Origin of the sequence: Shewanella sp. SM32, from assembly GCF_025654235.1 — a bacterium.
Lineage (GTDB): Bacteria > Pseudomonadota > Gammaproteobacteria > Enterobacterales > Shewanellaceae > Shewanella > Shewanella oncorhynchi.
Genome location: NZ_JAKKRO010000012.1, coordinates 17737 through 31778 on the forward strand (window position 1 = coordinate 17737; position 14042 = coordinate 31778).

Below are 14042 nucleotides of genomic sequence, written 5' to 3' on the forward strand. Positions count from 1 at the left end.
TGACTATTTGTCAGTCTGTAGCTTGATGGAAACTGTCATGCCGACGCTCAGTTCTATGTCCTTAGGAATGCTATCTAGCTGGATATCGACCGGAATACGCTGCGACAACCTCACCCAATTAAAGGTTTGGCCAATTTGCGGTAATAACTGCCCATTAGCGGTGACATTGGTATTGGCAATCGCCTTACCTATGCTGACCACTTTGCCGTGCAAGACATGGCCACCACTCATTAGGCTGACATCGGCGTTTTGACCTATGTGAACCAAGGGGATTTTGGTTTCTTCAAAATAGCCTGTGATATAGAGAGAGTCTTGTTTGACGAGCGAAAATACTGAGTTGCCTTTGCTGACATAGTTGCCATTACGCAGGCTTAAATTGATCAGGGTGCCATTTTCGGGAGCGTGAATTTGCGTCCGCGCTAAGTCAATTTTGGCGGTATTCAATTGTGCCTGTGCGAGTTCATAACTGGTTCTTGCCAGTTCGGTATTGATAAAGGCTTCGTCGAAGGTTTCTTTGCTGACTAAGTTGGCGTTGGTCAAATCGATACGGCGTTTGTATTTATGTTTTGCCAGTTCCCATGTCAATTTTTGGCTTTCCGCTTTGGCATTTAATTCGGCAATTGTGGCCTTGTAGCGGGTATCGTCCACTGTGAACAATACATCACCTTTATTAACGACTTGATTGTCTTTTACATTCAGTTGGTTTACCCAACCGGATACATCTGGCGCTATGGTAATGATTTCGGCGCGAACTCGGCCGTCGCGGGTCCAAGGAGAATAAAGGTAGTGCGACCATATCCAATGTCCGGCGATACCTGCAATCGCGACCACAATAAGGGTGAGGCTGATACGAAAGATTTTTCCCATGAACAATCAACTCCCAAGCAAGTAAATGACCAACGCCAGATAGCAGATAAACAGCCCAACTTCGAACCAAGCTGCGCGCCACAGCTTGTGATAGAGCCCAGTTTGATAGAGTACCCCGCGAGTGATGCAGGAAAGCAGAAAAGCGAAGGGGATAAATATAATTAATGGACTAAATAACAAACCATCGAACGCGAGTTCTTTAAGCATTACGCTATTCATCCCGATAACAGTGGCGCAGCGATAACAGCGCTAAGTGTTTAAAATGCAAAGTACTCAGTCGAGATTATAGGAAAGTCGCGTGAGAGTTAATGGTTTTATGCTATCTGTGATCAATTAGGGCCAGCATAAGCTGGCCCTAAATATGATGAAATCAAAGCGAAAATCGCTTCTACCTCATGGTAACAAACTCTTCCGCGCCCGTGGGGTGGATAGCAACGACCGCATCGAAATCGGCCTTAGTCGCGCCCATTTTCATGGCGACGCCGAAACCCTGAAGGATTTCGTCCATACCAAAACCAATACCATGAATACCAACGACTTTTTCGTCCTTGCCAGCGCAGACTAACTTCATCTTACAGGCTTGGCGATGGGCCGTAACGGCGGTGTACATGGAGGTAAACGTCGACGTATACACTTTGACGTTATCGTCGCCGTATTGAGTACGGGCCTCAGGTTCGGTCAAGCCCATAGTGCCGATAGGTGGATGGCTGAACACAACGGTTGGGATCAGGTTGTAATCCATTTTGGCATCTGTCATACCGTTAAATAAACGCTCAGATAACAAACGGCCCGCTTTAACCGCAACAGGGGTGAGCTCTACGCCGCCCGCCATAATGTCGCCGACACAGTAAATCCCTTTGTGAGTTGTATTTTGCTGCTCATCAGTGATGACATAGCCTTTGCTATCTAATTGCACTTCGGTATTTTCTAGGCCGATATTGCCTGTTGCAGGTGAGCGGCCAATTGCCCAAATTAGGCAATCGACTGTAATGCTTTCACCGTTTTCTAAGTTTAATGTCAGGCTGTCATCGGCATTTTTAACCACGGCTTTTGGCACGCTATGGGTGTGTAATGTCGGGCCTTCGGTTGCCATCGCATCGACGAGAGCATCGACTAATATAGGGTCAAAGTTACGCAGCGGCGCATGTTTACGCACTAATAAGTGAGTTTCACTGCCCAGAGCGTGTAACACGCCAGCGACTTCTACGGCGATATAACCCGCGCCAACAACGGCAACACGCTTAGGTTGCTCGCGTAGGGCGAAGAAACCATCGGAGTCGATACCGTATTGCGCGCCAGGAATGTTCGGAATCGTCGGTGCGCCGCCAGTGGCGATAAGAATGTGATCGGCGGTGTAATGTTCGCCGTCCACTTCGATGGTGTTGCCATCCACAAAACGGCCGTAGCCATTTAACAGCGTCACTTTGTTGTTGGCAAAACCACGGCCATAGGCATCGTGAATACGACCAATGTAGGCTTCGCGGTTTTCGACCAAAGTGTTCCAATCGAATTTATTAACAGTGACGTCGAAACCATAATCTTTGGCGTAAAGGTTCATCGCTTCGGCAACATGGGCGCCATACCACATGACTTTTTTGGGCACACAACCTACGTTTACACAGGTGCCACCCACGTGTTTGGCTTCGATGAGTAGAACCTTAGCACCACGCATTGCCGCTCGGTTTGCTGAGGCGATACCGCCGCTGCCTGCGCCTAGGCAGATATAGTCAAAATGTTGAGCCATGAGTTTCTCCGTCTTACTTCAAGGATGAGATGCTTTACAGCAGAAGGTCATTGTAGGGGGCTTTGTGGTAACAGACCAGCCTATTGCATCACTAACGTATAAGGCATTGCTTTTAATAAAAAATATTACTAAAGCTGCACTCAGTTGTTATCGCGTGGCTGTTTCGCGGCGATATTGGCACTTAGAGTGATCGTTTTGAGCTGGGCCTTCTGCACCACATTTCAAACACTGCCACTCTTTTTGGCGGGCGCTGAGTTCGTCGGCTTGATGTTTAGCAGCGTTATCTTGCTTGTCGCCGAGTAGGGACTCTAGCTGATCCATACGTTTATCGAGCCAACGGCAATTAGGATCATTGGCGACATGTTCACGACTGGCTAGCTGTTGTTTGCGACTGAGTTTTTTACTCTTAGCGGCTTTGTTCGATTGAGTGGCTTTAGTTGATTTAGTGGTTTTGGATGGCTCTGCGGGTGTGACAGTGGGGGGCGAATACTCGAACGCACTTTGCACTTGGTTAGGCACATTAATCGGCTTACCTTCATTGTCGAGCAAAGTGCCTAGGGGCAAAGGCGCGGTTTGTGTCGGTTGCGCTAAGGATTCTAGACTCGGTTCAGGCTCTGGTACCTGCTGCGCATTTGTCGAGCTTGTAGCTTGGATAAAAAGCAGGGGCAAGGTAATGACAGCAGTTCGGATAAGATAGAAATGATGCGTTAACATTCCCTGTTCCTCGGCAAAATCGATGTGAATAGTGAGTCGCTCCGTCGATATTTTGAGTTTAGTTAGTGAGCTTTGTTTTTGCCAAATGTCACGGGATAAATTGACAGAGGAAGGTTGCAATACAGCGCTAGAAACATAGAGCTAAAACGACGTTAAAACGTTATTGCAAAGTGAATGCCGGCATAGGTTTGATCCTGTGAACTCATATCGCCATTGGCTGAGGCTTCTTGCTCAATATCACTCTGGGCAATGCTGTGGCTAATGTGTCCGCTAATACTCATGCTTGGGGTCAGTTGATAATTCGCTTCGAGGCCAAACTGCAGGTTATTACTGCCATCGTGTTCTTCTGTGCGGTATTTAAAATCAAACCCTTGAGTGATATAGGGCGTGAGGCTGAACTGGTCTGTGATATTCCAATAACTGTGCAAACTCACTTCAACAAAGTAGCCTGCCGCCTCTGTGGAATAGACATAACTCACCGATGGTACCAACCAAGCTGTGGCGCTGTAGGCGAGTTCTGCAAATAGCTCGTTATCTTGGCAGCGGCTATTGCTATAGCCTTCAATGCGCTGATATCCCAGATTGGCCTCAAGGTTTTCGGCTAAGTTGAACCCATATTCAAGGCCGATATTCCACTCTGTATAGGCTTGGCTATCACCGCGTCCGACTAAGGCATAAGTGGTTAAGTTGCCGTGTTGAACGGCAGCATTGAGCCAATAAATACCCCCATTTTGCAAGTTATTGCGACCCTGTGAGACATATTTGCTGTCCCAACCTAAATCCAGCGTCACCGCCAAAGGTTCTGTTATCTGGCGGGGTAATATGGTGTTTGAAATACTATCGACTTGTTCTAGGCCCTCATTAGCAACTGCGTTGTGACTAAGGCAGTTGATCCCTAATGTGCAGAGGACGCTGGCGATAAGTTTCACTGAGTGTGTTGCCATATTTTTGCTGATTTTGGTCGAGGTACGTTAGTTATGCAGATAATACCTTTCCCATATACAAACATTAATGCGAATTGATTCGATTTGCGATCGAGATTGCAACAATGTGTAGGTAAATAAAACGTAAATCCTAAATGCGAACTAGTTCACTTTTTTTCAGGGGAAATAGGGTTAAGTAAGGCGTTCGAAGGGGACAATCGGTTTTCTCGCCTTGATAAATAGGCCATTAGCCCTTATTTATAACAGATACAGATTGTTGAGGAGTCAATATGAGCAACCCTTTGCTTAGCGGCGCAAAATTACCGCTTTTTTCACAGATTAAACCGGAACATATTCAAGTCGCCGTTGAGCATGCCATTGCTCAGTGCCGCACTAAGATTGATGAAGTGCTGCAGAACCAAGGTCCTTTTACGTGGGACAACTTGGTCGCGCCATTAGAACAGGTTGACGATGAGCTAAGCCAAATTTGGTCGCCCGTTTCTCATATGAATTCAGTGACTAGCACAGATGAGTGGCGTGCCGCCCATGATGCTTGTTTACCTCTTTTATCGGAATACGGCACTTACGTTGGCCAACACCAAGGTTTGTATCAAGCCTATAAAGCGCTGCGAGCATCCAATGAATTTGCACAATTGAGCCAAGCCCAGCAGATGGTGATAGAGCACAGCCTGCGCGACTTTGAACTATCGGGTATTGGCTTAGATGATGCGCAAAAAGTGCGTTATGGCGAGATTGTAAAACGTCTTTCTGAACTCACCAGTGGTTTTTCTAATCAATTACTGGATGCGACGCAAGCTTGGACTAAGTTGATCACAGATGAAGCTGAGCTTGCTGGTTTGCCTGAGTCTGCCAAAGCCGCTGCTAAAGCGATGGCGCAGTCGCGTGAGCTAGAAGGTTGGTTATTTACCTTAGATTTTCCATCTTATCTACCCGTCATGACCTACAGCGAAAACCGCAGTCTTCGGGAAGAATGCTACCGTGCGTTTGTCACTCGCGCTTCAGATCAAGGTCCCAATGCCGGAGAGTTTGATAACAGCCCGCTGATGGACGAAATTCTTGCTTTGCGCCACGAACTCGCATTGTTACTCGGTTTTGACAGTTTTGCTGACAAATCTCTGGCGACGAAAATGGCTGAAACGCCGGCGCAGGTGATGGCATTTTTAAATGAGTTAGCGCTGCGCTCAAAGGATCAAGCTAAGGCAGAACTGGCTGAGCTGAGAGCGTTTGCCGAGGCCGAATATGGCGTGACTGAAATGGCCTCTTGGGACTTAAGTTTCTATGCTGAGAAGTTGCAGCAGCATAAGTATGAGATTTCACAGGAAATCCTGCGTCCGTATTTCCCCGAAGATAAAGTGCTCTCGGGTTTGTTCTACACAGTATCGCGTTTGTTCGGCCTTAAAATCCTTGAGCAAAAGGATTTTGACCGATGGCATAAAGACGTTCGTTTCTTCGATATTTTCGACGAAACTGACGAACACAGAGGCAGTTTCTACCTCGATTTATATGCCCGCACAGGTAAACGTGGTGGTGCTTGGATGGATGACTGCCGTGTGCGCCGTCAAACCGCCAATGGATTACAAAAGCCAGTGGCTTATTTGACCTGTAACTTTAATGGTCCGGTCGATGGCAAACCTGCGCTGTTTACCCATGATGAAGTGACAACCCTGTTCCACGAATTTGGTCATGGTATCCACCACATGCTGACAAAAATCGATGTTGCAGGCGTGTCGGGTATCAATGGTGTGCCTTGGGATGCGGTCGAGTTACCGAGCCAATTTATGGAAAATTGGTGCTGGCAGGAAGAAGCCTTAGCCGAAATTTCTGGCCACTTCGAAACGGGCGAGCCATTACCTAAAGCCTTGTTGGATAAAATGCTGGCGGCGAAAAACTTCCAGTCTGGCATGATGATGCTGCGCCAACTCGAGTTCTCGTTGTTCGATTTTAGAATGCACCACGAATACGACCCCGCTAAAGGCGCGCGCATTCAAGAAACCTTAGACGAAGTGCGTCGTCAGGTGGCCGTATTAACACCGCCGGATTTTAACCGTTTCCAACATGGATTTGCCCATATTTTTGCGGGCGGTTATGCCGCAGGTTATTACAGCTATAAATGGGCAGAAGTGCTGTCGGCGGATGCGTTTTCTCGCTTCGAAGAGGAAGGTATTTTCAACCCTGAAACGGGTCGTCGTTTCCTGCACAATATCCTCGAAATGGGTGGTTCAGCCGAGCCGATGGACTTGTTCAAACAGTTTATGGGACGCGAGCCGAATATCGATGCCCTGTTAAGACATTCAGGCATTGCTGCATAAGCAATTGTGAGTTTTGATAAATCAGCCCCTTTTAATGGGCTGATTATCTGAGGGTATTTAGCTTAATCGAACGATAAAAAGACGCCCTAGGGCGTCTTTTTTGTGAGCTATATCCCGCTTGCCCTGTGGTATGACCTCTGTTAGCCTGTGGCTCTTATTTCAAGGGCGGCGCGTTATGAATCTGTATTTTCGTTTGTTTTGGTTGTTATTCTGGCGCACGCGCCATTGTCGTAAGATCGATTTTCTAGGGACAAGCCGTATCACTTATCGTGCTTTACCGAGCGATTGCGATATCAATTTCCATCTCACTAATTCTCGCTATCCCGCGTTTATGGATCTGGCGCGGACCTATATGTTGGCTGAGATGGGTCTGCTGAAACGTTTCTTAAAGTTGAAGTGGATGCCAATAGTCAACGCCGCCGAATTTACTTATATTCGCGATATTAAGCCGCTAAAAACCTTTGAGATTGAAACCAAAGTCGTCGGTTGGGATGAAAAGTATTTTTATATTGAACAACGCTTTGTGAGCGAACGTGGCCTACATTGTATCGTCCATGTACGCGGTGTGTTTGTGTGCAAAGGTAAGCAAGTGCCGTTAGATGTACTCGTGAAAGAAGCGGGTTATACCGATCCTGCACCTGAGTTGCCGCCCGAAGTCGTGAAGTGGAAAGCGTTTTTGCAGTTGAAGAAAGAACGCAATATGTGATTGTGTTGAGGCATGACTTACTCGCTAAGGTATGCCTCTTATTCCTGCCGTTTCCTCCATCTCAGCCAGTAACACCTCTTCTTGTACTAACATCCAAGCGCCACGCAGTTGTGCCTGTTGCCAATAGCGCACGATTTCATCTAAATCCAACAGGTTTAGATGTTGGAAGCTATAGCTTAAACAAGGGATGAGTGCACAGTCGGCTAAGGTAAAACTGTCGCCACAGACCCAATGATGTTGTGTGAGTTGCGCGTCTAAGCGTTGAAACTGTGTCAGTAGTTGCTTCTCTAATTGTTTGATTTCGAATTCATTGCTGTCTTCTATATGCTTTAACTTTTCTAATTGAAATAATGGGTTGTTAATATCATTGTCTATGATGCGATCGAACAAACGTACCTGTAAGTTGCGTTGTGGTTCTTGTGGCAGCAGCTGGGTACTGTTTTTAAAATGCCTATCTAAGTACTCGATAATAATGCTGGATTCGGGTATCAGCTGTTTATTTTGGGCTTTAAGCAGGGGGATTCGCGCTTGCGGATAACGTTGGTGAAATTCCTTGCGAGACAAAGGGTCGCGTAGATCTATGATTCTGGGATAGAAGTTGGCCTGCTTTTCATAAAGTGCGATGAGCACTTTCTGTGAATAGCGTGATAACGGGTGATAAAAAAGCTCCATAGGCACTCACTCCAAACCCAGTCTTTTGCGGACTTTACGTTTTAACTTTAGTCGTAATTGAAGCGCTTGCTGTAAGAGTTTTCTTAAAAAATGCTGGAATAAACACAATTTTTCTTGGCAAAGCCAAGTGATCCATCAGGGATAAGAATCGGTATTATGAGCCCATATAGAAAGTGTCGGGATTTAATCATTTTAAAGGTAATAATATGAGCCAGTTAGAGCGTTTTTCATCTATTTATGCCAGAGCCAGTGAGCGCAAAGGCGGACCTGCTGGACTCGAAGCCTTATTGTCTGGTTGCCTGTCTGATGATGAAATTCGCCAATATCGGGATGCTGAATTATTGTCGGCAATGAGCCGTCAGGTGTTTCAAAGTGGTTTTGTATGGCGGGTGGTGGTTAACAAATGGCCCGAGTATGAGAAGTCTTTCTTTGGGTTCGAACCACATAAAGTATTAATGTTATCGCCTGAGCAAATTCAAGCGCGGGCAAGTGATGCGACCTTGATTCGCCATCTTAAAAAGACTCAAGCCATTTATGATAACGCTCTGATGATCCACGATGTTGCTCGCGAACATGGCAGTTTGGCGCAACTGATCGCCGCTTGGCCGACACAGGATATTATTGGTTTGTGGGCGTTGTTGAAGAAACGAGGTACTCGATTGGGCGGCAATACGGGTCCCTATTTTCTGCGCGGTATTGGCAAAGATACTTTTTTGTTAACCGATGATGTACAAGGTTATTTTAAAGCACATAAGTTAGTCGATGCGGGCTTTTCATCACAAACGGCGCTTAAGCAAGTGCAAGCCGTATTTAATCAGTGGCAACAGGAGTCGGGTCGTTGTTTGGCTGATATCAGCCGTATTTTGGCTTGCAGCGTGGGCGATAATCGAATTTAGTCCTGTTAAGTTGTGATTGAAGATGAACAAATTAGTTTTAATAGACAAATATTGCTTTGCTAGCAATATTTGTCATTACAGAAGCATTATTTGTGGGAGTCTGAGTTTCATTTAATGGGGTATTAATCTGAATTTCGGGTTTGCTCCGTTTTGGGGTAACCACTAAAATAGCCCGCTAGCTATTATTTGTGACGGTTTAATTGTGTGGCGTTGACTCATAACGCTGGCGCTGCCTTTTAGCCGTGCACAAATAGTAGATGTAATAAACTGCACAGCAATCCGCTATCGGATGTATTCATGTTTTTACGCACAAGCAGTCTGAAGCCAGCTCTTTGCTTACTCTCTTTCGGTATTGTCAGTCTTGATAGGGTCGTTTTTAACGACTTGATGCTGAGAGTGGCCTGAGTAAAAACAAGCGCGCTGCGTTTTCGTCTCTATGTACAAATTATTGCAACAAGTGACGGTTAAGCTAACGTCATTGAGCTGTGGGCCTTGGCCTGCCGCAAGTCTAGAATATGAACAGATTTGCAACATATTCAATATGGAGTAGGCTTATTGGGTGTTTTACGGCATATCTCCCTAACAATGCCACTCAAAGTTAACCGATTTTTTAAATCGAATAACAATTCGATGAATATAGTAATGCTGAATGAGTGAAAATTTTCATTAGTTTACAATTTAGTTTCGTTATCTTCCTTGTTGATTCATATAGGCTATGAGATAAATAACGGATTTGATTTTAGTTACAATTACGGCTCGTGTCAGCGCAATAAGTGTACTGGTATGTGGGCAGTTAATATTTGAAGGAGTTCTCATGCGGCAGACAATTAAACTTGCCTCAGTTATAAGCGTGGCGTTATGGATGGCAGCTTGCAGCCCTCAAGAAGAGAGCGCTCAGGCGGGTGCTGGTCCACGTAGTATGGAAGTGGGAATCCTTAATGTTGTTGCCCAGCCACAAGTGATTCAGGTGGAATTACCTGGACGCAGTAAAGCTTTCCTCGAGGCTGAAGTTCGTCCACAGGTTAACGGTATTATCACTAAGCGTAGTTTTGTTGAAGGTGGCAATGTGAAACAGGGTGAATCCTTGTATCAGATTGACTCTTCAACTTATAAAGCTGCTTTAGTGAGTGCCAATGCTGATTTAGCCAGAGCGAATGCGGGCTTAGCCTCAGCAAAAGCTAAGGCGGCACGTTATCAGCAATTGGTAAAAACCAACGCCATCAGTAAGCAAGAGTTCGATGAAGCTGAAGCGGCTTATAAAGAAGCATTGGCAAATGTTACCGTGGCTGAAGCTGCGATTAACACCGCTAAAATCAACCTGCAATATACTGAAGTATTAGCACCTATCTCTGGTCGTATCGGTAAATCGAGTGTGACTGCGGGTGCGTTAGTCACTGCCAACCAGAGCCAAACGCTGGCGACGATTCAACAACTTGATCCTATCAATGTGGATATCGCGCAATCGAGTGCTCAGTTGTTACGTCTTAAAGCTAAGTTGCAGCAAGGTAAACTACAAGCTTCAGAAAATGCAGACGTGAAATTATTGCTTGAAGATGGTACTCAATATAGTCATCCGGGTAAGTTGCAGTTCGCTGAAGTGAGCGTGGATCCAAACACTGGCTCAGTTATTCTGCGCGCAGAATTCCCTAACCCTGAAGGTATCTTGTTACCTGGCATGTATGTTCGCGCTATGTTAAATGCGGGTACTGATCCACAGGCTATCTTGGTTCCACAAAAAGCGATTACGCGTAACTCTAAGGGTGAAGCTGTGGCTATGGTGGTGAATGACCAAGGTTTAGTCGAAGCGAAAACAGTGACGACCGCAGAAGTGATTAACAACCAATGGCGAGTCACTTCTGGTTTAACTGTGGGCGACAAGTTGATTGTGGAAGGATTACAGAAAGTTCGTCCCGGCGCTCCAGTAACCACCAAAGTTATTTCTGAAACGCAAGCACAATAGGGCATAGCTATGGCACGTTTTTTTATTGATCGCCCCATCTTTGCGTGGGTGATCTCCTTGATTATTATGCTGGCGGGGATCCTCTCGATCCGCTCGCTGCCAGTGTCCCAATATCCTAACATTGCACCACCGACCGTGGTGATCAGTGCTAACTATCCTGGCGCTTCCGCTAAGATTGTTGAAGATTCTGTGACTCAGGTGATTGAGCAACGTATGACGGGTATCGATCACCTCCGTTATATCGCCTCAGCCAGTGACAGTTTTGGTAATGCTGAGATCACTTTAACCTTTAACGCTGAAGCCGATCCGGATATTGCACAGGTTCAAGTACAGAACAAGTTACAGGGCGCTATGACCCTGTTACCGCAAGAGGTGCAGGCGCAAGGGGTTAACGTTAACAAGTCGAGTTCAGGCTTCTTAATGGTATTAGGCTTCGTATCGACCGATGGTTCGTTAGATAAAGGCGATATCGCTGACTATGTTGGTGCGAACATTCAAGATCCTATGAGTCGCGTACCTGGCGTAGGTGAAATTCAGCTGTTTGGTGCCCAATATGCGATGCGTATATGGCTTGATCCGTTGAAATTGACTCAATACAACTTGACCAGTTTAGACGTTATCGCAGCGATTCGTTCTCAAAACGCTCAAGTTTCAGCTGGACAGTTAGGTGGCGCGCCCTCTGTGGCTGGCCAAGAGTTGAACGCAACGGTATCGGCTCAAAGCCGCTTACAAACGGCAGAAGAGTTCCGCAAAATAATCCTTAAATCGGATATTTCAGGCGCAAACGTCTTCCTAAGTGATGTGGCACGGGTTGAATTAGGTTCTGAAAGTTATGCTGTGGTGTCACTGTATAACGGTCAACCTGCGACAGGGTTAGCGATTAAGCTGGCAACGGGTGCTAACGCACTTGATACTGCTGAAGCTGTTCGTGAAAAAATTGCTGAGATGAAACCTTTCTTCCCGCAAGGGCTAGAAGTTGTTTATCCATACGATACAACGCCTTTCGTTGAAAAATCGATAGAAGGTGTAGTACATACCTTGCTTGAAGCTATTGTACTAGTGTTCATCATCATGTACCTCTTCTTGCAAAATTTCCGCGCAACTTTGATCCCGACTATTGCGGTACCTGTGGTATTGCTGGGAACCTTTGCGATTCTGTCGTTAGCGGGTTTCTCGATTAACACTTTAACCATGTTTGCTATGGTGCTCGCCATTGGTTTGTTGGTGGACGATGCGATTGTGGTGGTGGAAAACGTCGAGCGGGTAATGGCCGAGGAGGGCTTAAGTCCACTGGAAGCGACGCGTAAGTCGATGGATCAAATTACCGGTGCTTTAGTCGGTATCGGTCTGACCCTCTCCGCAGTGTTTGTCCCTATGGCATTTATGTCAGGTTCAACGGGGGTTATTTATCGTCAGTTCTCTATCACTATCGTATCTGCGATGGCGTTGTCTGTTCTAGTTGCTTTGATTTTAACACCTGCACTTTGTGCGACTATGCTCAAACCGATTAAGAAGGGCCATGCTCATATCGAAACTGGCTTCTTTGGTTGGTTTAACCGTAGTTTCGATAAACTGACTAATCGTTATGAGTCGAGCGTTGCTGGGATCATCAAGCGCGGCTTTAGAGTGATGGCGATTTACGTTGTGCTGGTTATTGCAGTGGGTTGGATCTTTATCCGTATGCCTACGGCGTTCTTACCAGATGAAGACCAAGGTATTTTGTTCACGCAAGCCATTTTGCCGACTAACTCAACTCAAGAAAGCACCTTAAAAGTATTGGAGAAAGTGTCTGATCATTTTATGGCTGAGGAGGGCGTGAGATCGGTGTTTAGCGTGGCGGGCTTCAGTTTTGCGGGTCAAGGGCAAAACATGGGTATCGCCTTCGTTGGTTTGAAGGATTGGTCTGAGCGTGAAGCGTCTGGTATGGATGTGAAGTCTATTGCTGGTCGCGCTATGGGTGTGTTCGGTCAGATGAAAGATGCCTTAGTATTCGCCTTCGTACCGCCTGCGGTAATCGAGTTGGGGACGGCGAACGGTTTCGACATGTACCTGCAGGATAAGAACGGCCAAGGCCACGAGAAGTTAGTGGCGGCACGTAATCAACTGCTTGGTATGGCGGCACAGAATCCAAATCTGGTGGGTGTGCGTCCAAACGGTCAAGAAGATGCGCCAATTTATCAATTACATGTAGATCACGCTAAGTTGAGCGCGTTAGGCATTGAAATCACTAATGTGAACAATGTGCTTGCAACGGCTTGGGGTGGTTCTTATGTGAATGACTTTATTGACCGTGGTCGCGTGAAGAAAGTATATGTGCAAGGTGATGCCCAGTATCGTATGCAACCGGGAGATTTAGATTCTTGGTACGTGCGCAATAACAAGGGTGACATGGTGCCATTCTCTGCGTTTGCCACTGGTGCATGGGAATACGGTTCTCCACGTTTAGAACGCTTTAACGGTTTACCATCGATGAACATTCAGGGTGCCACAGCTCCTGGATTGAGTACCGGTGCAGCTATGACAATTATGGAAGACTTAGCCAAGCAGCTTCCTCCTGGTTTTGGTGTCGCGTGGAACGGTCTATCTTATGAAGAACGTCTATCGGGTAACCAAGCGCCAGCGCTGTATGCTCTGTCGATCTTAGTGGTCTTCTTAGTATTGGCAGCACTCTATGAAAGCTGGTCGGTACCCTTTGCAGTTGTGCTCGTGGTTCCGCTCGGGATCATCGGTGCCTTGATTGCAATGAATGGTCGCGGCTTGCCAAACGACGTGTTCTTCCAAGTGGGGCTGTTAACCACAGTAGGGTTAGCGACTAAGAACGCCATCTTGATTGTGGAATTCGCTAAAGAGTTCTATGAGAAAGGTTCAGGCTTAGTTGAGGCGACCTTACATGCGGTGCGTGTGCGTCTTCGCCCCATCTTAATGACGTCTCTAGCCTTTGGTCTGGGTGTTGTGCCGTTAGCTATCAGTACCGGTGTAGGCTCTGGTAGTCAAAACGCCATTGGTACAGGTGTACTCGGCGGTATGATGAGCTCGACTTTCCTAGGGATCTTCTTCGTACCATTATTCTTCGTGATAGTGGAGCGTCTCTTCAGTAAGCGCGAGAAGAAAGGTAAAGAACAGAAGCCAAACTCAGCTGAATAAGCTCGATCGTTTCTAAACTTCTAAACTAAAGCCCTGCAATTGCAGGGCTTTTTGTTATTTTAATGCTGTTAGTTATAAAGATGGAT

The 14042-nt window shown here is 46.4% G+C and carries 11 protein-coding genes; 5 read left to right on the forward strand and 6 right to left on the reverse strand.

Translation table 11 applies throughout. The annotated features are described in order from the left end of the window. Positions 1–3: 3 nt before the first annotated feature. The 5 genes from L5M10_RS06885 to L5M10_RS06905 all read right to left on the reverse strand — a co-directional run bounded on the left by L5M10_RS06885 (position 4) and on the right by L5M10_RS06905 (position 4269). Positions 4–867, reverse strand: coding sequence for an HlyD family secretion protein (locus tag L5M10_RS06885; RefSeq protein WP_263162565.1), 864 nt, complete (start codon positions 865–867; stop codon positions 4–6). A gap of 6 nt (positions 868–873) precedes the next feature. Next, complete coding sequence (locus tag L5M10_RS06890) at positions 874–1074, reverse strand: DUF1656 domain-containing protein (RefSeq protein ID WP_263162563.1); 201 nt, start codon at positions 1072–1074, stop codon at positions 874–876. 181 nt (positions 1075–1255) lie between these two features. Then, the gene (gene gorA, locus L5M10_RS06895) at positions 1256–2611 is read right to left on the reverse strand and encodes a glutathione-disulfide reductase (RefSeq protein WP_113940197.1); all 1356 of its coding nucleotides are present in this window, start codon (positions 2609–2611) and stop codon (positions 1256–1258) included. A 147-nt stretch (positions 2612–2758) separates the two neighbouring features. Beyond that, complete coding sequence (locus L5M10_RS06900; RefSeq protein WP_263198080.1) at positions 2759–3325, reverse strand: hypothetical protein; 567 nt, start codon at positions 3323–3325, stop codon at positions 2759–2761. A 152-nt stretch (positions 3326–3477) separates the two neighbouring features. Next, the gene (locus tag L5M10_RS06905) at positions 3478–4269 is read right to left on the reverse strand and encodes a hypothetical protein (RefSeq protein ID WP_263198082.1); all 792 of its coding nucleotides are present in this window, start codon (positions 4267–4269) and stop codon (positions 3478–3480) included. 269 nt (positions 4270–4538) lie between these two features. On the opposite strand from L5M10_RS06905, the gene prlC reads away from it, so the two are divergent. Further along, positions 4539–6578 (forward strand): oligopeptidase A, encoded by a 2040-nt coding sequence (gene prlC / locus L5M10_RS06910; RefSeq protein WP_105250706.1) that lies wholly within the window; start codon positions 4539–4541, stop codon positions 6576–6578. Between the two features lie 175 nt (positions 6579–6753). After that, on the forward strand, positions 6754–7284 hold the full coding sequence (locus L5M10_RS06915) for a thioesterase family protein (RefSeq protein WP_011791203.1): 531 nt from the start codon (positions 6754–6756) through the stop codon (positions 7282–7284). Between the two features lie 24 nt (positions 7285–7308). Here the strand turns inward: L5M10_RS06915 and L5M10_RS06920 are convergent, their stop codons facing one another. Beyond that, positions 7309–7956: a glutathione S-transferase family protein gene (locus tag L5M10_RS06920; RefSeq protein WP_263198084.1), complete on the reverse strand. Its 648-nt coding sequence runs from the start codon at positions 7954–7956 to the stop codon at positions 7309–7311. A gap of 206 nt (positions 7957–8162) precedes the next feature. Here L5M10_RS06920 and L5M10_RS06925 point away from each other — a divergent pair, with 206 nt between their 5' ends. The 3 genes from L5M10_RS06925 (at position 8163) to L5M10_RS06935 (ending at position 13956) form a co-directional block, all read left to right on the forward strand. Then, positions 8163–8852 (forward strand): DNA-3-methyladenine glycosylase I, encoded by a 690-nt coding sequence (locus L5M10_RS06925; protein ID WP_219235075.1) that lies wholly within the window; start codon positions 8163–8165, stop codon positions 8850–8852. A gap of 814 nt (positions 8853–9666) precedes the next feature. Beyond that, positions 9667–10812, forward strand: coding sequence for an efflux RND transporter periplasmic adaptor subunit (locus tag L5M10_RS06930; protein WP_105250703.1), 1146 nt, complete (start codon positions 9667–9669; stop codon positions 10810–10812). A gap of 9 nt (positions 10813–10821) precedes the next feature. Then, a complete protein-coding gene (locus L5M10_RS06935; RefSeq protein WP_263255076.1) occupies positions 10822–13956 on the forward strand; it encodes an efflux RND transporter permease subunit in 3135 nt (1044 codons plus the stop codon). The last annotated feature ends 86 nt before the right edge of the window (positions 13957–14042 follow it).

What these genes read in the sequence shown, in the direction of transcription:
- L5M10_RS06885 (WP_263162565.1), bottom strand. Translation starts at nt 867, where the DNA reads ATGGGAAAAATCTTTCGTATCAGCCTCACCCTTATTGTGGTCGCGATT.
- L5M10_RS06890 (WP_263162563.1), bottom strand. Translation starts at nt 1,074, where the DNA reads ATGCTTAAAGAACTCGCGTTCGATGGTTTGTTATTTAGTCCATTAATT.
- gorA (WP_113940197.1), bottom strand. Translation starts at nt 2,611, where the DNA reads ATGGCTCAACATTTTGACTATATCTGCCTAGGCGCAGGCAGCGGCGGT.
- L5M10_RS06900 (WP_263198080.1), bottom strand. Translation starts at nt 3,325, where the DNA reads ATGTTAACGCATCATTTCTATCTTATCCGAACTGCTGTCATTACCTTG.
- L5M10_RS06905 (WP_263198082.1), bottom strand. Translation starts at nt 4,269, where the DNA reads ATGGCAACACACTCAGTGAAACTTATCGCCAGCGTCCTCTGCACATTA.
- prlC (WP_105250706.1), top strand. Translation starts at nt 4,539, where the DNA reads ATGAGCAACCCTTTGCTTAGCGGCGCAAAATTACCGCTTTTTTCACAG.
- L5M10_RS06915 (WP_011791203.1), top strand. Translation starts at nt 6,754, where the DNA reads ATGAATCTGTATTTTCGTTTGTTTTGGTTGTTATTCTGGCGCACGCGC.
- L5M10_RS06920 (WP_263198084.1), bottom strand. Translation starts at nt 7,956, where the DNA reads ATGGAGCTTTTTTATCACCCGTTATCACGCTATTCACAGAAAGTGCTC.
- L5M10_RS06925 (WP_219235075.1), top strand. Translation starts at nt 8,163, where the DNA reads ATGAGCCAGTTAGAGCGTTTTTCATCTATTTATGCCAGAGCCAGTGAG.
- L5M10_RS06930 (WP_105250703.1), top strand. Translation starts at nt 9,667, where the DNA reads ATGCGGCAGACAATTAAACTTGCCTCAGTTATAAGCGTGGCGTTATGG.
- L5M10_RS06935 (WP_263255076.1), top strand. Translation starts at nt 10,822, where the DNA reads ATGGCACGTTTTTTTATTGATCGCCCCATCTTTGCGTGGGTGATCTCC.